Annotated in this window: 18 protein-coding genes; 5 read left to right on the top strand and 13 right to left on the bottom strand. The window is 72.1% G+C overall.

Translation table 11 applies throughout. The annotated features are described in order from the left end of the window. The first annotated feature begins 58 nt into the window (after window positions 1–58). Window positions 59–232 carry a hypothetical protein gene (locus AB0M95_RS25230; protein ID WP_358518148.1) on the top strand — a complete coding sequence of 58 codons (174 nt, stop codon included), beginning with the start codon at window positions 59–61 and terminating at the stop codon, window positions 230–232. A gap of 126 nt (window positions 233–358) precedes the next feature. Here AB0M95_RS25230 and AB0M95_RS25225 read toward each other — a convergent pair whose 3' ends face one another. Both AB0M95_RS25225 and AB0M95_RS25220 read right to left on the bottom strand, forming a co-directional pair. Further along, window positions 359–2,008 carry a hypothetical protein gene (locus tag AB0M95_RS25225; protein ID WP_363769159.1) on the bottom strand — a complete coding sequence of 550 codons (1,650 nt, stop codon included), beginning with the start codon at window positions 2,006–2,008 and terminating at the stop codon, window positions 359–361. 124 nt (window positions 2,009–2,132) lie between these two features. Continuing rightward, window positions 2,133–3,485 carry a glutamine synthetase family protein gene (locus AB0M95_RS25220; protein WP_363769156.1) on the bottom strand — a complete coding sequence of 451 codons (1,353 nt, stop codon included), beginning with the start codon at window positions 3,483–3,485 and terminating at the stop codon, window positions 2,133–2,135. A 389-nt stretch (window positions 3,486–3,874) separates the two neighbouring features. Between AB0M95_RS25220 and AB0M95_RS25215 the strand changes: the two genes are divergently transcribed. Next, window positions 3,875–4,243 (top strand): hypothetical protein, encoded by a 369-nt coding sequence (locus AB0M95_RS25215; protein WP_363769153.1) that lies wholly within the window; start codon window positions 3,875–3,877, stop codon window positions 4,241–4,243. Window positions 4,244–4,522: 279 nt separating this feature from the next. Next, the gene (locus AB0M95_RS25210) at window positions 4,523–5,446 is read left to right on the top strand and encodes a DUF4429 domain-containing protein (protein WP_363769150.1); all 924 of its coding nucleotides are present in this window, start codon (window positions 4,523–4,525) and stop codon (window positions 5,444–5,446) included. Between the two features lie 55 nt (window positions 5,447–5,501). Here the strand turns inward: AB0M95_RS25210 and AB0M95_RS25205 are convergent, their stop codons facing one another. From AB0M95_RS25205 to AB0M95_RS25165, 9 genes are all read right to left on the bottom strand, one after another. Next, complete coding sequence (locus AB0M95_RS25205) at window positions 5,502–6,305, bottom strand: polysaccharide deacetylase family protein (protein WP_363769147.1); 804 nt, start codon at window positions 6,303–6,305, stop codon at window positions 5,502–5,504. 199 nt (window positions 6,306–6,504) lie between these two features. Then, window positions 6,505–7,197, bottom strand: a complete 693-nt coding sequence (locus AB0M95_RS25200; protein WP_363769144.1) for an ATP-binding cassette domain-containing protein — start codon at window positions 7,195–7,197, stop codon at window positions 6,505–6,507. Further along, window positions 7,197–9,038 carry a dipeptide/oligopeptide/nickel ABC transporter permease/ATP-binding protein gene (locus AB0M95_RS25195; protein WP_363769141.1) on the bottom strand — a complete coding sequence of 614 codons (1,842 nt, stop codon included), beginning with the start codon at window positions 9,036–9,038 and terminating at the stop codon, window positions 7,197–7,199. The genes AB0M95_RS25200 and AB0M95_RS25195 overlap by 1 nt, the downstream gene beginning before the upstream one ends. Continuing rightward, entirely contained in the window at window positions 9,038–10,036 is a 999-nt protein-coding gene (locus tag AB0M95_RS25190; RefSeq protein ID WP_363769138.1) for an ABC transporter permease, read from the bottom strand. The genes AB0M95_RS25195 and AB0M95_RS25190 overlap by 1 nt, the downstream gene beginning before the upstream one ends. Further along, entirely contained in the window at window positions 10,037–11,623 is a 1,587-nt protein-coding gene (locus tag AB0M95_RS25185) for an ABC transporter substrate-binding protein (RefSeq protein ID WP_363769135.1), read from the bottom strand. It abuts the gene before it with no gap. A gap of 94 nt (window positions 11,624–11,717) precedes the next feature. Next, entirely contained in the window at window positions 11,718–13,301 is a 1,584-nt protein-coding gene (locus tag AB0M95_RS25180) for a helix-turn-helix domain-containing protein (protein ID WP_363769132.1), read from the bottom strand. 111 nt (window positions 13,302–13,412) lie between these two features. After that, entirely contained in the window at window positions 13,413–14,738 is a 1,326-nt protein-coding gene (locus AB0M95_RS25175; protein WP_363769129.1) for a serine hydrolase, read from the bottom strand. Then, window positions 14,687–15,112, bottom strand: a complete 426-nt coding sequence (locus AB0M95_RS25170) for a prolyl oligopeptidase family serine peptidase (RefSeq protein WP_363769126.1) — start codon at window positions 15,110–15,112, stop codon at window positions 14,687–14,689. Before AB0M95_RS25170 ends, AB0M95_RS25175 begins: the two co-directional genes overlap by 52 nt. A gap of 309 nt (window positions 15,113–15,421) precedes the next feature. Further along, the gene (locus tag AB0M95_RS25165; protein ID WP_363769123.1) at window positions 15,422–16,213 is read right to left on the bottom strand and encodes a CPBP family intramembrane glutamic endopeptidase; all 792 of its coding nucleotides are present in this window, start codon (window positions 16,211–16,213) and stop codon (window positions 15,422–15,424) included. A gap of 187 nt (window positions 16,214–16,400) precedes the next feature. Here AB0M95_RS25165 and AB0M95_RS25160 point away from each other — a divergent pair, with 187 nt between their 5' ends. Beyond that, the gene (locus tag AB0M95_RS25160; protein WP_363769120.1) at window positions 16,401–16,715 is read left to right on the top strand and encodes a hypothetical protein; all 315 of its coding nucleotides are present in this window, start codon (window positions 16,401–16,403) and stop codon (window positions 16,713–16,715) included. A 212-nt stretch (window positions 16,716–16,927) separates the two neighbouring features. Then, window positions 16,928–17,278, top strand: a complete 351-nt coding sequence (locus AB0M95_RS25155) for a hypothetical protein (protein ID WP_358518190.1) — start codon at window positions 16,928–16,930, stop codon at window positions 17,276–17,278. Window positions 17,279–17,303: 25 nt separating this feature from the next. Here AB0M95_RS25155 and AB0M95_RS25150 read toward each other — a convergent pair whose 3' ends face one another. Further along, window positions 17,304–20,201 (bottom strand): BTAD domain-containing putative transcriptional regulator, encoded by a 2,898-nt coding sequence (locus AB0M95_RS25150; RefSeq protein ID WP_363769117.1) that lies wholly within the window; start codon window positions 20,199–20,201, stop codon window positions 17,304–17,306. Between the two features lie 521 nt (window positions 20,202–20,722). After that, complete coding sequence (locus AB0M95_RS25145; protein ID WP_363769114.1) at window positions 20,723–20,878, bottom strand: hypothetical protein; 156 nt, start codon at window positions 20,876–20,878, stop codon at window positions 20,723–20,725. Window positions 20,879–20,992: the final 114 nt, after the last annotated feature.

Raw genomic sequence — 20,992 nt, 5'->3', positions numbered from 1 at the left:
CTCCTCCGGAGCGGTTCGAGCGGCAGGAGGTTCCCGCAATGGCAGAAGGTGATTCCAGATGGACCGAGAGAAGTCGACCCGTGCCCACGACGGTGAGCTCGACGAGACCATGGAGTCCCTGCGAGAGTCGATCGGCAGGATGCCGCGCGATATGACCAAGCGGTTGATCGCCGACGTCGTCGGCACGCGCAACGGCCGCGAGAAGGGCTCCGGAGCCCCGGCCAAGCGCTAGAGCGTTCAGCACCACCCGCGGGTGCGGGCCGTCACGTCCCCACGGCTCGCGCCGGCGAGGCGGCGGATTCGGGGATCCGCCCACCTCAGAGCGGGCGCCACTCCTGGCATGCGGGCGAGATCAACATCACAAGATTCCGGCGCGCGGGGCGAGGGCGTCGGCGGGGTCCGCGCACGGTTCGGGGTCGCCCACGCCCCAGGTCTCGTACTGCGCCTGCCGCAGCGTGCACGGGTCGAACACCCAGCCGTGGGCGTAGAACCCCGGGTCCAGGTTGGTGCGGTGGACGAGGACCGCGTCGCAGGTCACCGTGAACGGGCCGTTTCCCGGCTCGGGTCCGTCCCCGCAGTACCCGACGACGTCCTGCAGCCACCGCCGGTAGTCCGTGCCCGACTCCAGGCCCGCGGTCGCCGGCGCGAACCGTCCCGGGGGCATGTACGCGCCCGCGTTGGGGCTGCCTTCGAGGTTGGAGAACTTCACCGGGTCGACCTCGTTGAACCGGAACACCTCCGGGTACTGCCTGGCGTACAGGTCGATCGAGGTGTACTTGCGCCAGTCGTTCAGCGTGTAGCCGAGGTACCCGGGGTCGAAGGTGGACGGCGACATGTTGGTCACCCCGACGGCCAGGCGGGTGTTCCCGGCGATGCCGTCCGCGCTGAGGATCGCGTCCATCGCCGCCGAGGACCGCAGCGGGTCGTCGTCGGAGAGCCGCGAGACGTCCATCATGCCGACGAGCTGGGTGCGGGGAAACTGCGAGGCCATCGCGCGGAACGTGCCACGCCAGGCCGCCGCCTGCCGGAGCGGGTCGGCGTCGGGGGGCGTGCAGTCGGAGGACCAGTCGAAGTCCCCCGCGTCCAGGAAGCCGTCGCCGTTGGCGTCCCGCTGGTAGCGGCCGTCGCAGTCGGTGATCGGCGGGTACCACATCTCGGGGTACCGGGGCGTGCCCGCGCCGCCGACGTAGATCGCGCCGAGGTTCAGGTGCTCGTCGAACTCCGCCGCCACCCGGGCGGTCGCGTTGTTGAACATGTCCCCGGCAAGCGTGTCCCACGGGGTGAATCCGATGGACGCGCCGCCCGGGCCGTCCAGGTACCGCACGAGCGGCTCGGCGAACCCGTCCGCGGGGTCCTGGACGTACCACAGGGGTGTGGCGTTCCCGCCGACCTCGATGATGACGACGACCGGCAGCGTCCGCCCGGGGGCGTGGGTCGCGGCGTAGGACAGGGCCGCCCTGATGCGCGAGGTGTCCAGGCTGCCCGGCCCGGACGGCTGGAGCTGCCGCCAGGCCAGCACCACCGCGATGCCCCGTACCCAGGACGGGATCTCGCCGCCGGACTCGATGTAGGCGTAGGCGCCGTCCATCGGCGTGTCCGCCCAGCCGCCGGTGACGTACACGCCGCGGGTGAGCGTCTTGACCGAGGTCACGGGCGGGTTGTGCGGGGTGAACCCGACCGGCGCGGACCTGAGGCCCGCCTCGTCCACCATCACCGCGGTGTACGGAACGCCGTCGCCGAGTTCCCGGGTGTCGACCACCTGCCGCAGCCGGCCGTCCTCGCAGGCGGGGGTGAGGCGGGGCGCGGGGGCGGTCGCGCGGGCGGGGACGAGCAGCAGCCGCGCGGGGCAGCCGTCCGCCCGCAGGGTGATGATCCCGGACACCTTGCCGTGGCCGCCGAAGTCGCTGAGGAAGGACAGGCCGGGGGCGCCGCACCTGTAGCCGAGCGCCTCGGCGAGCATCACGACGACCAGACCGAGCGCCCGCAGCTTCGTCAGCATCTGACTCATGCCCCTACTCAGGTTTTCGGCGTCCTGTGTCGGCCAAAACCTAAACTCCGATCGGTTGGATCGGGTGAATGCCGGTGGTACGGCGGAGGGACGGCGAGCGAAGTGATCAGCCCCGCCGGCGGGGTCAGTGCTTCCAGCGCAGGCGGGCGGCGACCTCCTCGGGGCTCGCGTCCGCGAACAGGGCGATCTCGCCGCGGCGGACGGCGGCGACGGTGTCGATCAGCGGCTCGCCGAGCGCGTCCTTCAGGACGGGGTCGGCCTCGAACGCCTCCACGGCCGCGCCGAGGGACGACGGCAGCGGTGTGACCCCCTCGACGGTGACGGGGTCGGCCTCGACCGGGTCGGGCAGCGTCTCGCCGGCGATGCCCGCGCGACCGGCGGCCAGCAGCGCGGCCAGGGCGAGGTACGGGTTGGCCGCCGCGTCGAAGCACTTGACCTCGACGTTGGCCGCCCGCGCGCGCTCGCCGATCGACCCGGTGACGAACCGCAGCGCGGCCTCGCGGTTCTCCAGCCCCCAGCAGGCGTACGCGCCGGCCCAGTGCGAGGGGACGAGCCGCAGGTAGCTCGCCACGGACGGCGCGCCCACGGCGAGCAGCGCGGGAAGGCGGGACAGGATGCCCGCCGCGAAGCCCTCGCCCTCGGCGGTCATGCCGTAGCGGCGGTCGCCGCCCGCCATCAGGTCGGCGCCGTCGCGCCACAGGCTGAGGTGGACGTGCCCGCCGTTGCCCACGCCCCCGGCCAGCACCTTCGGCGAGAAGCTGGCGCGCAGGCCGTGGTCCAGGCTGACGGCGCGGATCGTCTCGCGGGCCAGCACGGCGGTGTCGGCGGCCCCGACCGGGTCCTCGGCCGCGACCGAGACCTCGTACTGCCCGGCGGCGTACTCGGGGTGGATCTGCTCGACCACCGCCCCGGCCACCGCCAGCGCCTCGACGATGTCGCGCAGGTAGCCGGCGCGTTCGGTGAGCCGCGTCATGCCGTACGCGGGGCCGGTGCAGGCGGGAACGAACTCGTCGCCCTGCCCGACGGAGGCGGCCCACTCGACCTCGAAGGCCGCCTTGACGGTGAACCCCTCGGCCGCCAGGCGTTCGGTCTCGCGGCGGGCGAGGTGGCGGCCGTCCAGCGGATGGGGGTCGCCCTGCTGGTCGTACCGGTCGGCGGGGGCCCACGCCCAGCCGGGAAGCGGGGTGAGCACGGCCAGGCGGTGCAGGTCCGGGTACAGGCGCAGGTCGCCGACGGGGCCGCCGGCGAAGCGGCCGGTGACGATCGAGTCGTCCACGAGGAAGGCGTCGAACACCGGCGAGGCGCCGATGCCCCAGGCGGCGGCGTGCTCCAGCCGCGCGAGGGGCACGGCCTTGACCCGGGTCAGGCCGCTGGTGTCCACCCACGTCACGGCGACCGCGGTGACGCCGCTCGCGGCGAGCCCTCCGGCGGCCTTCCGCGCGAGCTCACCCCGTCGCGCGCGCTCTCGCTGGTCCATGCCGCCATCTTCTCCCGCCGCGCCCGGCCGATGTCGACACGTTCGGCGCGCCGCGCGGTGACCGATCGGGGCAGGTGCGGTGACGAAACTCACAATCCACCTGCGGGGCGGTGAATACCGGCATAGGGGCAGCTCGTGGGGGTCATTCAAGATCGACGAAATCGGCGTGAATTTTCACGATCGTTCTCCCCGCCAAATGTGGCTTTTACCCCGTACCGTTGGACCCGGGGGGTTTCCACTGCGCTAATCCGGGCAGTCCGGTCGAGTTCACGCCGACCGTTGACCGTCCGAATGGAAGGCCGTGCCCGCCGGGGGAACCGGGACACGCCTTCCGAGTGACGGCGGCAGACCTGGCCGAATGACGGATGGCACCACGGAAGAGAGTCGTGATGACGAACGAGATCGCCGACAACACCGGCAGCGCCGGTAGCGCGGACAGCGCCGCCAACAGCGCCGCCAACAAGGCGGCGGCGCGCGCGCTGGCGGCGCGGCTGCCCGGATGGACCGTCTGGTACGGCGAGCACACCCGGCGCTTCTGGGCGATGCCGCGCTCGGCCGTGCCCGCCGGGACGCGGATGCCCGAAGGCGGCACCATCGAGGAGCTGGAGGCCGCGGTCCACCACATGCTGGGGACGGCGCCGCGTACGGAAGGCGCGCCCGCGCCGTGGCCGGAGCCTCCGGCCCAGGACCCCCTCAGGGCCGCTCCGGGCCACCTGGACCCGCAGCAGCACCGCCAGCCGGTCGGCGCCAACGGCTGACGCGAGGCGACCCCACCCCGCGACGCCTGACGACGGGCGTCGCGGCCGATTACGTACCGGACGACGGCCGAGGCGATCCCGCTCGCGATCGAGTACGACCCGCAGCCGCCGTTCGACGCCGGATCGGTCGCCAAAGCACCGCAAAAGGCACGAGACTTCCTCGCCTCGGGCGCGCTGCGTCGCTGTCCGGCATCCGGCTGAGGGTAGGGCCACCCGACGCCGGAAAAACGCGGGGTCTCCACGCGCCCGGAGGGGCGGGGTGGCTCGTAAGATCCCGGTATGGCGGAGGTCTTGGTGCGCGACGGGACGTGGGCGTTCGACGGCGACACCATCAGGATCGTCCCGTCCCGCGACCGGCACGTGCACAAGCTGCGGCAACTCGTGGGCGAGCGGTCGGTGCCGCTCATGGCCGTGGCCGGCATCGCCTACGAGCCCGGCCGCAAGGGGGGACGGCTGAGGTTGCGGCTGCGGGAGGGCGCCGACCCCTTCGAGCAGGCCGCGCGCGGGCGCATCCCCGACTCCGCCGACCCCTACCAGCTCGCCGTCGACCAGGACCGCACGGGCGTCGCCGAGTACTTCGCCGACGAGGTGCGCAACGCGCTGGTGATCGAGCGGGTGCCGGAGGGCCCCTGCGACCACTACCTGCTGCCCGGACCGGCGGTGCCGCTGACGGCCTCGGCGGGCGACGGCACCGCGACGTTCGACGGCGCGTCGATCCGCCTGGACTGGAACTGGGCGACCGAGACGGGCAAGCGGTCGGCCGGCCCGCAGATCGTCTCGCTGAAGGACCTGGCCGGCGTGGACTGGACGCCCGCCGCCGGACTGGAGAACGGGCACATCCGCTTCCGCGTCGCCGGCGTGAACACCCGGATGCCGCCCAAGCACGACCCGTCGTGCCTGGTCCTGTGGGGCATGGACAAGGAGACGCGGACGTTCGCGATGCTGCTCGCGGCGATCGCCGCGCGGCTGCCGCACCCGCTGGCCCCCTCGGACGCGCACGTGCACGACGCGGCCGCGGTGGAGGCCGCCCCGTCCGACGCTCCCGCGCCCGGACCGGCCGGGTCCGGCGACACGACCGCCGGCGGGAGCGACGCGGACGCGCTGCTGCGCCGCCTGCGCGAGCTGGGCGAGCTGCGCCGCGAGGGCGTGCTCACCGAGGAGGAGTTCACGACCGCGAAGCAGGCGCTGCTCCGCCGGTTGTGAGCGGTGTGACCGGTTTGCGCGTCAGCCGGGCGCCGTCCGGGCCAGGGGGAACGCGTCAGAGCGCGACGAACGTGAGCCCGCGCCGCTTCAGCCGCGGGATCACCGTGCGCAGGGCCTTCAGCGTCTCCGAACGGTCGCCGCCGCCGTCGTGGCACAGCAGGATCGCGCCCGGCCGGCAGGCCAGCATGCTCTGGGTGATGTGCCGCGTACCCGGACGCGACCAGTCGCGGGGGTCGACGTTCCAGTCGATCGGGATCATGCCGTGGTCGTCCGCCGTGTGGACCACCCGGCGCGACCACGAGCCGCCCGGCGAGCGGAAGAACCGCGCGGCGACGCCCGTGGCGTCCGAGATGCGCTCCTGCGCCTCCACGATCTCGGACGTGATGCGCTTGCCCGGCAGCCGGTTGAACGGGATCGGGTGGTGCATGGTGTGGTTGCAGAGCTGGTGCCCGGCCTGGACGATGCGCTCGGCCAGCCGCGGATACCGCTTCACCTGGATGCCGATGAGCGAGAACGTCGCCCGCACGTCGTGCTCGTCCAGCAGGTCGAGCATCTTCGGCGTCCACTCCGGGTGGGGGCCATCGTCGATGGTGAGCGCGATGGCGTTGCCCGGCGCGGCGGGCGTGAGGTCGATCAGGCTGTGCACGGGCTGGTGGTGGGCCTTCAGGTGCGACGGCGTCCACTCCGAGGGCGGCTTGGCGTGACGCGGGCGTTTCGCCGCGGGCTTACGCGCCAAGGTGCGCCCGGCGACGGGCGGGACGGCGGGCGTCGTCACAGCGTCACCCACGATCAGGGAAGCGAGAGTCAACGCACCGAGAGCCTGCAGGGCACGGCGACGGCCGAGCTCGCTATCCTCCACGGTCACACCGTACTCACCTATCGCGGGAATTGCCCTGACTGACAGGACCGGTCAGGGTAACCGTGAGGTAGAGGTCACTACGCCGGAGAGCAAGCGAGCCCGCCGGACGGGCAGGGGCCGAACACGCCGGCGACCGGCCCCGGAATTCCAGGACCGGCCGCCGGCGCACATGCGGGCCGGGTGGCCGCCCGGCGCCGCCTCAGCTTCGGCCGAGGCGGGGAACCGCGTCGATGAGGGAGCGGGTGTAGCCGTCCTTGGGCGTGCCCACCACGTCCTCGGTCGGCCCCATCTCGACCAGCCTGCCCCGGTGCATCACCGCGACGACGTCGGAGACGTACCGGACCACGGCGAGGTTGTGGGAGATGAACAGCATCGAGAACCCCAGTTCCTCGCGCAGCGAGCGGACCAGGTTGAGCACCGCGCCCTGGACGGACACGTCCAGGGCCGAGGTGATCTCGTCGGCGACCAGCACCTCGGGCCTGGCGCAGAGCGCCCGTGCGATCGCCACCCGCTGGCGCTGGCCTCCGGACAGCTCGCGAGGGTAGCGCCCCGCCAGCGCGGCGGGCAGCGATACCAGCGACAGCAGCCGCTCCACCTCCGCCTGGCGGGCGGCCCTCGGCAGGCGCAGCCCCTCGGCCACCGACGCGCCCACGGTCATGCGCGGGTCGAGGGAGGCCTGGGGGTCCTGGAAGACCATCTGCACCCGCCGCTGATCGCATCCCTCGACGGCGCCGGTGTACGGCACAAGGCCGGCCACCGCCCTCGCGAGTGTGGACTTGCCCGACCCCGACTCCCCCACCAGGCCGACGATCGCCCCGGAGGGGATCTCCAGTGTGACGTCGTCGACGGCGGTGAACGCGCCGAACCGTACGGTCAGGTTCTTGATGATCATCAAGCCTCCCAGCAGGCGACGCGGTGCGCCTTGCCGTGATCGACCAGGGGTGGGCGCTGCGCGCACCGGGCGGTGGCCAGCTCGCAGCGGGCCGCGAAGGCGCAGCCCCCGGCGGTCCCGTCTGCCTCGGCGAGCTCGGCGGGCGACGGCTGGCGGCCCGGGATGCTCGCCAGCGGCCGTGACCTGTCGGTCTCCATGTCGGGCAGCGAGGCGACCAGCGCGCGGGTGTAGGGGTGCGCGGCTCCGGAGGCCAGCTCCTCCACGGGCAGTTCCTCGACCACGCGCCCCGCGTACATCACCACGACCCGGTCGCACAGTTCTCCGACCACGGCGATGTCATGGGAGATGAACAGGGTCGCCGCGCCGGTCTCGTCGGTCACCTCGCGCAGCAGCCGGAGTATCTGCCGCTGCACGGTCACGTCGAGGGCGGTGGTCGGCTCGTCGGCGATGATCAGCCGGGGCGAGCCCATCAGGCCCATCGCGATCACCACGCGCTGCCGCATGCCGCCGGACAGCTCGTGCGGGTGCTGGCGGGCCCTCCTGGCGGGCTCCGGGATGTGAACGTGCCCGAGCCGGTCCAGCGCCCTGCCCCTGGCCTCGGCGCGGCTCGCGCCCTGGTGGACCGTCGCCACCTCGGCGAGCTGCCCGCCGACTTTCAGCGCCGGGTTGAGCGAGGCCATCGGGTCCTGGAAGACCATCGCCAGCGACGTTCCGAGCAGCTTGCGGCGCTCGGCCTCCGGCAGCTCGCGCACATCGGCTCCGCACAGCCGCAGCCGTCCCGCGCTCACCTCGCCCGGGTACGGGACCAGCCCGCCGATCGCCGAGGCGGTCAGGCTCTTCCCGCTGCCCGACTCGCCCACCAGGCCGATGATCTCGCCGGGCGCGATGGTCAGCGACAGGCCGCGCACCGGCGTCACGCCGCCGGGGAAGGCGACGGTCAGGTCCCGCACCTCCAGCACCGCCTCGGGGGCGGGTTCGCCGAGGCCGGTGGTATCGGGAGCGGCCCGGAGCCGGGCCTTGCGCGCCGGGGTCGGTTTGCGCGACGCCGCGTTCGCCAGGGCGTCCCCGAGCAGGTTGAACCCGATGCCCGCGAGGGCGACCGCGACGGCGGGGCCGAGGGCGACGGCCGGGGTGGCGTAGATCCGGCTGAAGCCGTCGAAGAGCAGCCGTCCCCAGTCGAACGACGGCGGCTGCACGCCGAGGCCGAGGAAGGACATCCCGGCGAGCGCGAGGAGCGCGCCGCCCAGCGCCTGGGTGAGGTTGAGTATCAGGGGTTCGGCGATGTTGGGCAGGATGTGCCGTGTCATGACGCGCCGGCGTGGGACGCGGAGCATGCGGGCGGCGGCCACGTAGTCGGCCTTGGCGACCGAGGCCGCGAGCGTCTGGGTGAGCCGGGCGAAGCCCGGGGCGATGGCGGCGCCGATGCCGAGCACCGCCCCTCGCGCGCCGAGCCCGGTGACCACCGCGATGAACATCGAGAGCAGCAGGCCGGGGAAGGCGACCAGCGCGTTGACCGTGCCGGTGACCAGGCGTCCCAAGCGGCGGGGCAGCACCGAGGGGAGCGCGCCGAGCACGGTGCCCGCCCCCGCGCCGATGAGCGTGGCCAGCAGGGCGAGGGTGAGCGAGAGCCGTCCCGCGACGAGCACCCGGGCGAGGATGTCGCGGCCCAGGTTGTCGGTGCCGAGCGGGTGCGCGGCCGATGCCCCCTGGAGGATGGCCGCGGAGTCGATGCGCTCGGCGGTGGCGCCCCAGATCGGCGGCCCGATGATCGCGAGGATCACCATGAGCGCGACCAGGACCGCCCCGGCGAGCCCGGCCGAGGTCCGCAGCGGGTGCCGCATCAGGTCTCCTTCAGCGCGGAGGTGGGGTCGAGCAGGCCGAGCAGCAGATCGACGAGGAGGTTCACCACCAGCACGATCGCGCCGTAGACGAGGATCACGCCCTGGGCGACCGGATAGTCCTTCTGGGTGATGGACTCCACGACCCGGAGCCCGAGGCCCGGCCAGGCGAAGACGTACTCCACCAGCACGCTCCCGGCGATCAGGCCGGTCAGCAGCAGCCCGCCCACGGTCAGGGTCGCGGTGAGCGTGTTGGGCAGCACGTGCCTGAGGTATAGACGGGCGGTCGGCAGTCGCTTGGCACGCGCGAGCCTGATGTAGTCGGTGCCGAGCTCGCGCAGGGTCTCCACGCGGGAGATCCTGGCGATCATCGCCATGGGCGCGATGGCCAGGGCGGCGATCGGCAGGAGGTAGGACTCGGGCCCTGCCTTGCCCGCGGGCGGGAGCCAGCCGAGCCCGATCGCGAACACCGTCACCAGGGCGATCGAGTAGAGGAACTCCGGCACCGCGACGGCCGCGCCGGTCGCCGAGGTGAACGTCACCTCGGTGCCCCTGTTGCGGCCGTTCTCGGTGCGGATCGCGGCCCACATGCCGAGCGGCACCGCCGCGAGAAGTGCCACGACGGTCGCGCTCAGGGCGAGCGCGACGGTGTTGGGCAGCCGGGCGGCGATGATGTCGCCGACCGGCTCCCCGCTGAGGAACGACGTGCCGAAGTCCCCGCCGAGCACGTGGCGGACGTAGGACACGAGCTGGGACAGGATCGGCTGGTCGAGCCCGAGCGCCTCGCGCCTGGCCTCGACCAGCTCGACCGGCGCGGCCGGGCCGAGCGAGGCGCGCACGGGGTCGCCGGGGATCAGGTGGATCATCCCGAAGGACGCGACGAGGAGCACCGCGAGCGAGATGGCGAACCGGACGACGCGCCGCAGCACGAGCCCGCCGCGCACCCGTCCGGCGAGCGCCCGCCGCGGGCCCGCGGCGGGCGGGCGGGTCGGCTCGGCCATTCAGCCTCCCTCGGCCAGCCGGATCGAGGTGGGCGCGAACAGGCCCGCCGTCATGTCGAACGTGGCGTTCTTGGCCGCGATCAGCGCGGTGTTCTCCACGACCGGGATCAGGTCGGCGTTGTCGAACAACGCCGACTCCGACTCCAGCCAGAGCTTGCAGCCCTCCGCGGCCGGCGTGAGCGCGGCCTCGGCCACGAGCTTCTCGTAGCGGGCGTTGGCCAGGTGGGCGAAGTTGGCGCCCTTCGGCGCGGCCGGTCCCGACAGGAACCCGACGAGCTGGGAGGGCAGCGTGACACCGATCGGCAGCCAGGCGACGTCCCAGTCCTGGGTGACGTTGAGCGACTCCGCCATCTTGGTGTCGATGACGCCGTTCAGCGTGACGTCTACGCCCGCCTTCTTCCACGCCGCCGCCAGGTACTCGGCCGCGGCCTGCACGCCCGCGCCTCTGGTGGTGGCGTACAGCAGGCGCAGGGTGAGCTTGTGACCGTCCTTGACGCGGACGCCGTCGGGACCGGCCTTCCAGCCGGCGGCGTCCAGCGCCGCGGACGCGGCGGCCTCGTCGAAGGCGGGGACGTGACCGGCGACGGTGTCGCCTTGGCAGGGCCGTGGTTCCTGCACCAGCCCGGTAGCGGGGCGCCCGGTTCCGCTCGAGGAGATCCCGGCGAGCTCCTTGAGGTTGACCGCCTGAGTGAGCGCCTTGCGCACCGCCGGGTCCTTGGTGGGACGGTCGTCACCCTGATGGTAGAAGAACTGCCCGTTACCGGCCGATATGACGGTCTTGCCGATGCCCGGAAGGGCCTCCAGCCGCGCGCGGTCGGGGCCGTAGACGACCCCGCCGTTGAGGCCGCCGGAGATCAGCAGGTTGGCCGTGGTCTGCTCGTTCGGCACGACCTTCAGCACGACCTTGGCCGGCTGGCCGGGGTTCTTGGTGGTGGCGCCGCCGGGCCCCCAGGCGTAGTCCTCGCGCACCTGGAACGTGTAGTGGTCGCTCGGCACCGCCTCGGTGAGCTTGTAGGCCCCGGAGCCGGAGGTGCCGTGGGCCAGCACCGAGCGGTCCTTGACCCCTTTACCGCAGACGACGAAGATCACAGGCGCGCTCTCCAGGATGAAGCTGAACGGCTTCGGGGTGGACAGCGTCACCGTTCCCGCCGCCTCGTCCGCCTCGGCCTTCATCCCGATTGGGACGAACACGCCGTAGATGGGCGACTTGGTGGCCGGGTCGGCGATGTGGTTGACGTTCTCGGCCACGTCGGCGGGGGTGAGCTTCGAGCCGTCGGAGCAGGTGACGTCCTTGCGAAGCGTGAAGGTGACCGAGTCGGGCTTGACGTCCCACTTCTCGGCCAGTCCGGGGACGATCTTCCCATCGGGCCCGTAGTGGACGAGGGTGTCGTAGGCCATCGACAGCACGGTGTTGGTGACCGACAGCACGCCCATGGCCGGGTCGAGCGCACCGGGGTCTGCGCCGATCGCGAAGGTGAAGGTGCCGCCTTCGGCGGGGCCGCCTGACCGGGTGCCCTCCGCACCTCCGCATGCGGCCGCGAACAGACTGAGGGCGCCGAGCATGGCCGCCGCTCCTGTGTTTCTCATCAAGACTCCAGGGAGCTGGGGTGATGCCCCACATTCGCCGGTTCCCGGCGATCCTTCTTCGTCCCCGCCGACGAAAAGTGGAGGGCTCGTCGTACTATCGCCCGAAGATCCGCATCTGGAGCATCGCGGCCAGCCGTGCGTCGGGGTCGGCCATGTCCAGGCCGCTGATCTCGATGAGCCGCTTCAACCGGTAGCGGAAGGTGTTGGCGTGGACGTGCACCGTCGCCGAGGCGGCGTTGACGTCGCCGAAGGCGTCCAGGTACGCCCGGAGGGTGGCGGCCAGCTCGCTGCCGTGCTCGGCGTCGTAGGCGAGCAGCCGCTCGTACGGCCCCGTGGGCGTCTGTTCCTCGGCCTGCACCAGGTCTGCGAGCTGAAGCAGCAGCGACTCGAAGTGGACGCCGGTGTATCCGGCGACCGCGCCGGACGCCTCGCGGGCGCGCAGCACCCGCAACGCGCGGTCGGCGTCGGCCCGGGACCTCGCCACCTCCGCCAGGTTGCGCGCCATCCGCCCCACGCCGATGTTGGCCGCGTGGCGGGGGCCGACGCGGGTGAGGAAGCTTTCGGCGACCCGCACGGCCCGCGCCTCCTCCTCGCCGCTCCCGTGCATGGGCAGGATGGCGTAGGCCACCGAGCCGACCACCGCGGCGGCCGCCTTGGGATGGATGGCGCCGACGTGCAGGGCGAGCGCGTCGCAGAACCGCTGCCCGTCGCTTTCCCTGCGTGCGGCGTCGAGGTCGCCGCCGCCGCTGAGCTGGGCGGCGAGCACGCAGAGCCGCTCGCTCGCGACGCCGAGCCTGCCCGCGGCCTCGGCAGCGTCCCCGCCGCCCGCGAGAACGGTCGACAGCAGGTCGGCCCGCAGCCGCCGCCGGGTGTCGGCCCCGGCCCGCTGCCGCAGCAGGTGCAGCGCGACGATCGCGGCGGCGTCGGCGAGCGCCTGCCGGCGCTGCGGGCTCAGCGGCTCCCGCACCGCGGCCCAGATGGAGCCGAGGATCTCGTCGCCCGAGCGCACGGCGACCGCCGCCCGGTTGAGGCTGTCGTCGTTCAGCTCTATGTAGACCGGCTCTCGGCTCTGGTAGAGCTCCCGGAAGAAGCCGCGCTCCTCCAGCATCCGCCGGTACCGTACCGGCACCTGGCGGCGGAGCACGGTCTCGACCCTGCCCGCATCGGCCTCGTCCTGCCGCCCGGAGTACGCCAGCACCCGTGAGGACCGGTCCTCGATGGTGATCGGGGCGTCGAGCAGCGCGCACACGGCGTTGGCCAGCGCGAACAGGTCGTCGATCGGGGCCTCCTCCGAGCCTGTGACGTCGCCCTCGGCCAGCAGGGAGCGCAGCAGTGCGGCCACCTGCGCCCACGACGCGGCCCTGGTGAGGCCCAGCACCGCCACCCCGGTCTGGCGGACCTTCGCGCGGACGCGGTCGTCGGCGTCGAACGGCTGCTTGACGATGACGCCCGCCGCCGGGCCGGCCGCGTCGAGCAGAGCGCAGACCTGATCGGGGCGGTCGACCCCGACGGCGAGCAGGACGCCCCCCGCGGGCAGGAGCAGCTCGTCGAGGGGGTCGTAGATGTGTACGCCGGTGACCTCGGTGTCGAGTTCCCCGGGCGAGGCGGCCACGTCGAGCACGGTGCTCCCCAGGTCCTCAAGGATGCGCCGGAGGCTGGCACGCGGCCGATCGCTCATCTGCGTACGATAGTGGACATAAATTGACATTATTCGCTCAAGCGACCAATCGCCGCAGTGTCAGGCACTCGGCAGCGCCCGGCAGTCTGGTGCCCGCCCTCCTCCGGCTCCTCAGGCGATCTTGGGTGTGGCACGCACGCCGAGGTGGACGTACGGCGAGCCGTCGGCGAGCTCGTAGAAGACGGCAGACATCCACTGCGGCTCCCCCTCCGGGCGGCCGACGAAGGTGGTGTCGTCCACGGGGACGAGGTCGAACTCCACGGGCGGCTGCAACCCGGCGAGGGCGCCGGTGGCCTCGCTGAGAAGCGAGAGCCTGCCGTCGCGGACCGTCAGCGTCATCCGGCTGCCCGCCCGCTCGTACACCCCCGCGTACCGCTCGACGTCGGTCTCGAACGGCTCGGCGGGCGGTCCGAGCACAGGAGGCACGGCCAGGCCGATGAGCTGGTCGAAGAGCTCGGTGGCGACCGCGTGCTGGAAGGCGGCGGTGTGGCCGCCGTTGGCCAGCAGGCAGACCACCGTCTCGGTCTCGGGGACCATCCAGAGCATGGCGGCCTGGCCGATGGTGTTGCCGGCGTGAGAGACGACGCGGCGGCCCTGCCACTCGTCCAGGATCCAGCCGATGCCCCACTGCTTGCCCAGGGTGTGCGGGTTCGGGATGTCCGCCTGCGGCTCCCACATCGCCCGGGGGTCGGCGAGCAGCCCGGTGCCGAGGTGGGCGCGGGCGAAGGCCACCACATCGGCGGGCCGGGCGCAGATCAGCCCGGCCGGGCCGCAGGAGCGCATCAGGCCCCAGGCGGGGGCGGGCCTGCCGTCGACGTGCCCCATCGCGCCGCGGAAGCGCAGGACGTCCTCCGGCAGGGTCCAGGTGTGGGTCAGGCCGAGCGGCTCGATGATCTGCTCACGCAGCGCCGCGTCCCAGACCTTGCCGGTGAGGCGCTCCACGACGCGCCCGGCGATGATGAATCCCGAGTTGCAGTACGACTGGGTGGCGCCGAGGGGGTGGTTCTGCGCGAGGTCGGCGCACGCCTGCACGTACTTCTCCACGCAGTCGTCACCCCGGCCGGTGTCGAGGAACAGGTCCCCGTCGATGCCGGAGGTGTGCGAGAGAAGGTGCCTGATCGTGACGGTCTTGGTCACCTCCGGGTCGGCGACCTTGAACTCCGGCAGCACCTCGATGACCGGGGTGTCGAGCGTCAGCCGTCCCGCCTCGACCATGAGCATGATCTGTGTGGCCGTCCAGACCTTGCTGACCGAGCCGATCTGGAAGAGGGAGTCGGTGGTCACCTCCACCCCTGTGTCCACGTTGAGCACGCCGGCGGCGAACTCGTGCACCTCTCCCCCGTGCAGGAAGGCGAGGTTCGCGCCCGGAACCTCGTATTCGGCGATCAGCTCCGCGAGGCGGGCGTGCCACCGACCGGGATCCACTGCTCCAGCCACTCGACGATCCTTTCGTTGTAGTCCACCCGATGGGACGGGCGGCCGTTGAGAATGAACAGGTGGGACGCGCCCGGGTAGCGGACCATCCGGACCGGCACCCCCTGCGCGCGCAACGCGGTGAACCACTGCTCGGCCTGGCCGACGGGGCACAGGTCGTCGTCCTCGCCGTGGAGGAGCAGCGTCGGCGTGGTCACCCGGGCCACGTGCGTCAGCGGGGACTGCTCCGCGATGTCGTCACGGCACTCATACGTCTTCAGGAAGTGTCCGAGCTCGGAGGTGGCGACCGTGTAGGCCACGGTGCTCCCGTCGGGGCACAGCCGGGGGTCTCCTGGCACCGCGATCCTGTAGAGGTCGCTGAGGGAGAGGCGAGGCATGACCGAACACTAGGCACCGTCCGGCGCGGCAACTTCGGTCTCCGCGACGAATCCGATCCGATCCATTGTGCTTCCGTACAACCCACGACCGACCGACGGAACGGGCGAACCCACCCCGCCGCGCCCCTCAGGAGGTGAGGACGGCTCGCCGCGCCACCACCCGACCCACGGCCGATCCCACGCCGTCCTGGCCCTCGGCACGCGAGGACCGGCTTGGACGTGCTTTGCGCCACACCCCTCGCTCCTCTGCGCCGTCCGCCGCCCCCTCGCCCGCGGGGCCTTTACGGCAAGCGGAAGAGACGACCGCCTTTACGGCAGCCAGGAGACACGGCCCCGCAGGATGCCATAGCCGACGAAGGCGACGGCGTCGATCAGCGTGTGCGCGACGACCAGCGGCATCGCCCGCCCCCACTTCTGGTACAGACGCCCGAACAACAGCCCCATCGCGACGTTGCCGATGAAACCTCCGAAGCCCTGGTACAGGTGGTAGGACCCGCGGATCAGCGACGACACCGCGACCGCGTGCCACGGCCGCCAGCGCAGCTCGGCCAGCCGGTGCAGCAGGTATCCGGCGACGATCACCTCCTCCAGCACGCCGTTCTGCGCGGCGGCGAGCAGCAGGACGGGGACGCGCCACCACGTGTCCGGGAGCGCGTCCGGCACGACGTCGAGGTTGACGCCCGCGCCGAAGGCGATGAGGTAGAAGACCAGCCCGGTGCCGCCGACCACGGCCGCGAGGACGGCGCCGCGCAGCACGTCCCTGCCCGGTTCGCGGGCGTCCACGCCGATGGTCCGCAGCGACCCGGCGGAGCGGGCGAGCAGATAGGCGACGAGGGCGACGGGCGCCAGGTCGAGGGCGAGGTCGACGAGTTGGAGCGCGAGGTCGAACCACGGCCGGCCGGGGGCCCGCGTGCCGACGAGGACGGCCTGCTGCCCGCTCAGCGCCCGCGGGGCGCTCAGCGAGCCGATCAGGGACACCAGCGCGCGCAGGCCGCTGGCGCCCAGCGACACCGCGAAGACCACGATGATCTCCATGCGGATCAGCCGGGGGGAGAACGCCGGCGCGACGACGGCGGCCGGGGGCGGCGGAGAGGCGTGCATGCCCGCAGCGTAGCCGTGACCGCATAAGCCCATCGACAGCATCGCCCACACCATGATTCGAACGCATCTTCGAAGAAATGGCCATCTGCCGCTTGTCCGCGTTGCGAGGCGGCCGAGAAGTTGATACTGCTTGCGCTAGCGAGCCCGCCGATCGATCAATTGATCTTTTTGGTGGGAGGTGGGCCGCGTGGCGAGGTCGAAGCGGTACAAACTGGTGCGCGGGCTGGAGGACGCCTCCACGGTCGTCCGGGCGACGACCGGCCTGCTACGGCACACGTCCAGCCTGCTGCGCCAGCTCGTGATGATCGTCGGCTGGCTGGTCCTGCTGGCGGGCTCGATCCGCCTGCTGCTCGACCCGCCGTCCCCGCTGTCCCCCGAGCACTTCCTGGCTCCGCTGGCGGGCGCGGCGGCCGTCTTCCAGGGCGTGATCAGGCCGCCTCTGGGGGCGGGAAAGTCACGGCGATGTGAACCGCCGGGAAACAATGGGGAATCGGAAGAATGACCTTTCCGGATTTATCCGTATGTGGCAACATGCTGAATCACCCATTGGCGTCCGGCACGGTTGCCGACGGACGGCGCCGCGACATTCAGCGTAGCGGACAATGGGCGGCAAACCACTAGATACCGGATAAAGACTGCGGTGATATGCACCGATTTTCGGTTTATATCGGACCGAAGACGGCCGGAATTTCGGATGACCGAGGAGATGGACGCGTGAATGAGACCTCCCGCCCACCGGGACCGGCGCCCGCCGGGCGGCACCGCACGGCGACGTACCGGCTCGTCGACCACGGGCTGGTGACGACGAGGTTCACCGTCACACCGTCCGAGGACGGGAGGTGGATCGAGCTCAGCGGGACCTGCCCAGGCTGCGAGGTCCGCGTCTCCTACGCGTGGCGTTACGCCGCCTCCCGCGAGCTGAGCATGCTCCCCCGGCCGGCGTCCCCCGCCGGGGCCCGGGAACTGGCGACGGCCTTCTGCGAGTGCGGGCACCCGCACGCGGAGCGGCCCGCCGGGGCCTGGGGGCAGGGGTGCGGGGCGTTCTGGCAGGTCGAGGTGCCGTGAACGCCCCACGGCGAGCGTGATGGGGTCATGAGCCCTTCGCCGACTTCAGCCCGGCGGCCGCGAAGATCTCGGCCTGTTCGTCCAGGGCCTTTCGCTCCTCGCGCGGGTTCCCGTTTCTGCGGGCCTCCTCAAGGCTTCTCGCGATGTGCTCGAACGCCTCGTCCATGTCTCCGAGCAGGCGGCTGCACCGGGCCAGGAAGATGAGCGTACTCGCCCGTTCCGGATTCCACGCCTTCAGCCCGTACATGCCGAGCGCGGCCTGGAGCAAAATGCGGGCGGTCAGGGCGTCGCCCTGCGCGAGGTGGGCCACACCGAGACCACGAACAGCCATCGCCTCGTGCAGGCCGTCGCCCACCTCGGCAGCCATCTCCCGGGCCCGCTGCAACAGCACCACGGCGTCTTCGATCCGGCCGAGATCGATGTACGCGTGCCCGACGACCATGAGGGCGTACCGTTCCCCGATCGCCGAGCCGGCGCGCCGGGCGACGGCGAGCTGCTGCAGGCCGTACTCGAGCGCCTCGGCGTAGAGATCCATTTCGATGTGGCGCGCGGCCAGGTTGCCGAGCGATCGAAGCTCGATGAACAGGTCGCCCAGCTCACGGCTCAGCTTCAACTCGGCGCGCATGTACGCGATCCCTTCCTCGTCGCGCTGGAGCTGCTGGCACGCCATGTAGAGCATGGACAGCGCGTGCGCCTCGTTGCGCCGATCGCCGAGCCGTCGCGTCACCGCCAGGGCCATGCTCCCGGTCGACATCGATTCGTCCCGGTAGCCGTTGGTGTAGAAGTGCCATTGCAACGCGAGGGTGAGGGCGGCCGCGAGGGCTGCGGTCACCTCGTCGGCGTCCCAGGTCTGGCCGATGAGCGCCAGCATGTTGGGCTGTTCGTAGTGCAGCCAGCGCTCGGCCTCGGTCACGTCCGCGAGCGGCAGCGGAGCCTGCGGGAGGTCGGGCGTCGCCGCGTGCACGCGGTGCGGATGGACGAGCCGCGCGGCCGCGGTGGCGGTGGCGATGAACAGGCCCAGCACGCGGCGGACGGCCTCCGTCCGGCGTTCCGGGGGCTCGGTGCCGACGGCGCGTTCCTGCGCGTACAGCCTCACCAGGTCGTGCATGGTGTAACGGCCGGGGGCCGGGCTGTCGATGAGGTTGGCGTCGGCGAGCCGCTCGATCGCCTGCTCGGCCTCGCGGGCAGGCACGTCCAGCAGCGTGGCCACGGTCTCCACCCCGAGCTCGGGGACGCGGACGGTGCCCATCAGGCGGAACGCCGTGGCCGCCGCGCGGTCGATCGCCTGCGCGCTCTCGGCGAGCGCGGCGTAGCTGACCGCGATGCTGCCACGGACGCCGCCCTCACCGGTGTGCAGCTCGTCCAGGCGCCGGCCCTCGTTGTGCAACCGCTCGATGAGAGTGTCGGCCGACCAGTTCGACCGGCTCGCCAGCCGCGCGCCGGCGACGTGCAGGGCCAGCGGAAGCCGGTCGCACAGGAGGACCAGCCGCTGTACCGACTCCTCGGTGAACTCGACGCCCCCCGACCGGAACCGCCGGGTGAGCATCGTCGCGGCCTCCAGATGGGACATGCGGCCCAGGTTGACCTGCGACGCGGGCGCCAGGTAGGCGAGGCTCTCGCGCGAGGTGAGCAGCACGACCGACCCGGACGTCATCGGGACCACCGGGCCCACCTGGGCGACCGACGCGGCGTCGTCCAGGAGGATCAGCGCCCGCCTGCCGTGCAGCAGGGTGCGCAGCGCCGCCGAGGCCTCGTCGACGTCCGAGGGCACCCTGCGGCCGGGCGTGCCGAACGCGCGCAGAATGCGGCCGAGCACCTCGGAGGTGTCGAGCCGCCGCACGCCCGGCATGGCGCCGCGCAGGTTCACGTACACCTGCCCGTCGGGGAACCGCCCGGCGACCATGTGGGCGACACGCAGCGCCAGCGCCGACTTGCCGGACCCGGGAGGACCGCAGATGGCGACCACGGGGCTGGGGATCGCGTCGCCCGGAGGGTTCAGCCAGGACTCCAGCCGGCGGATCTCCTTCTGCCGGCCGACGAAGAAAGGGATGTCGGACGGCAGCTCCCTGGGGACGGTCACGACCTCTTCCTGCCCACCGGCCGGGGCGCCGGGACGGTCGTCCGCCGCGGCGCCCGCCGCCTCGGAGGTCTGCGCGGGAGGCTCGGGGAACAGGCCCGGGTCCCCGGCGAGGACGCGCCGGTGCAACTCCTGGAGCGGGAAGCCGGGCTCGACTCCGAGCTCGTCCACGAGGCACGTCCTGAGCTGCTGGAACGTGCTCAGCGCTTCGGCCCGCCTGCCGTCGCGGGCCAGCGCGAGCATCATCTGGCCCCACGGCCGTTCCCTCAGGGGGTGGTCCTTCAGCCATGGCCGTAATCGGCCGATCACCTCGGCGTGCATCCCGAGGGCCAGACGGGTTTCGATCCAGTCCTCGAAGGCGCCGACCCGTTCGTCCTCGACATGGGTGACGGTCTCGGCGAGCCGCACGGTGACGGGAATGCCCTCGAACGCCCTGCCGTGCCACAGCTCCAGGGCCTGCTGGAACAGCGCCCCGGCCTCGCGGACATCACCCGACTTCACCGCCTCGCGGCCCCGCGCGACGAGATCGGCGAAGGTCAGCAGGTCGAGCTCCCCGGGCCCGACGACGATGCGGTAGCCGTCCCCGATGGTCTCGATCGGCGCGGACGCGGGATCGTCCGGGGACAGCAGCCTGCGCAGCGCCGAGACGTAGGTCTTGACGTTGCCCCGCGCGGAAGGGGGCGGCGCGTCGTCCCACAGGTGGCCGATGAGGTGGTCCGTCGTGACGACCCTGCCCGCGGCCGAGAGCAGCGCCGCGAGAACCTGACGGTGCTTCGGGCGGGGGACGGAAACCTCCTGGCCGGTGGAGCCGCGGACCCGCATGGGACCGAGAAGCCGGTATTCCACCGCAGCCTCCGCTTCGGTTAGGGGGGTCCGATCCTGACCAGGCGTCCTCCTCCTGTCAAGATCACCGGTCGCCGGGACCACATTGTGCCGCACGGGAGGTTCATTCTTCGTGAACCCGCCGTGGACCCGACTCTGGTGAACTGGTCACCAGATCGACCAGACCGCTCCACAAGCGAGACGGCCGTTCACTCATCGTAATTCGAGCGTACTCGCCGGGTACGACAAAGCGTTCCACGTCCACGAGGAAGGAGACCGCTGAATGGGAACCGGCTCACGGCGTCGCCCGCCTCGGGTACGGCGGTCCTCGTAGAGGGAAATGCCGATTAATTCGCCCATTGCCAGCGTATGTCCGGGTTCGTGAGACACGGGAGCTCATCGCGAACCTGGCGACGCGGGCGGCGATGGGTCACGGCCCCGCTCGGCGGATGCGGGGCGTGCGTACGGCGGCCCAAGCCTGCCCTGCTTGCGAACCTCTTGGGCCGCCGTACGCCACCACGCGCACCATGGCGGGTGGCCGCGGCTCAGCTCGGGGCTCTCCCGTGCGCGAGGAGGGTCTTGACGGCGTTCACCGTGGCGTAGCCGCGCCATTCGAGGGCCGCCGCCCCGTCCCGCGGGAGCCGGGCGGCGAACCGTTCGAGATCCGCCCCGGCGTCCTGGATCGCGTCGAGGAAGCCCAAGACGAAGCGCAGCTCGTACGAGCGTCTCTGATTGGCTTAGCGATCCTGTGCGTTACACAGAATCAAGGCACAACGAGCTGCCCGGTATTCACCAATCGTCTTCGTGCCCTGGTG

Origin of the sequence: Sphaerisporangium sp. NPDC051017 (assembly GCF_040683095.1) — a bacterium.
GTDB lineage: Bacteria > Actinomycetota > Actinomycetes > Streptosporangiales > Streptosporangiaceae > Sphaerisporangium.
The sequence above is the reverse complement of the archived record's forward strand: the minus strand, read 5'-3'. Positions and strand labels throughout refer to the sequence as shown.

Coding starts and splice junctions, on each gene's coding strand:
- AB0M95_RS25230 (WP_358518148.1), top strand. CDS start 59: ATGGACCGAGAGAAGTCGACCCGTGCCCACGACGGTGAGCTCGACGAG.
- AB0M95_RS25225 (WP_363769159.1), bottom strand. CDS start 2,008: ATGAGTCAGATGCTGACGAAGCTGCGGGCGCTCGGTCTGGTCGTCGTG.
- AB0M95_RS25220 (WP_363769156.1), bottom strand. CDS start 3,485: ATGGACCAGCGAGAGCGCGCGCGACGGGGTGAGCTCGCGCGGAAGGCC.
- AB0M95_RS25215 (WP_363769153.1), top strand. CDS start 3,875: ATGACGAACGAGATCGCCGACAACACCGGCAGCGCCGGTAGCGCGGAC.
- AB0M95_RS25210 (WP_363769150.1), top strand. CDS start 4,523: ATGGCGGAGGTCTTGGTGCGCGACGGGACGTGGGCGTTCGACGGCGAC.
- AB0M95_RS25200 (WP_363769144.1), bottom strand. CDS start 7,197: ATGATCATCAAGAACCTGACCGTACGGTTCGGCGCGTTCACCGCCGTC.
- AB0M95_RS25195 (WP_363769141.1), bottom strand. CDS start 9,038: ATGCGGCACCCGCTGCGGACCTCGGCCGGGCTCGCCGGGGCGGTCCTG.
- AB0M95_RS25190 (WP_363769138.1), bottom strand. CDS start 10,036: ATGGCCGAGCCGACCCGCCCGCCCGCCGCGGGCCCGCGGCGGGCGCTC.
- AB0M95_RS25185 (WP_363769135.1), bottom strand. CDS start 11,623: ATGAGAAACACAGGAGCGGCGGCCATGCTCGGCGCCCTCAGTCTGTTC.
- AB0M95_RS25180 (WP_363769132.1), bottom strand. CDS start 13,301: ATGAGCGATCGGCCGCGTGCCAGCCTCCGGCGCATCCTTGAGGACCTG.
- AB0M95_RS25170 (WP_363769126.1), bottom strand. CDS start 15,112: ATGCCTCGCCTCTCCCTCAGCGACCTCTACAGGATCGCGGTGCCAGGA.
- AB0M95_RS25165 (WP_363769123.1), bottom strand. CDS start 16,213: ATGCACGCCTCTCCGCCGCCCCCGGCCGCCGTCGTCGCGCCGGCGTTC.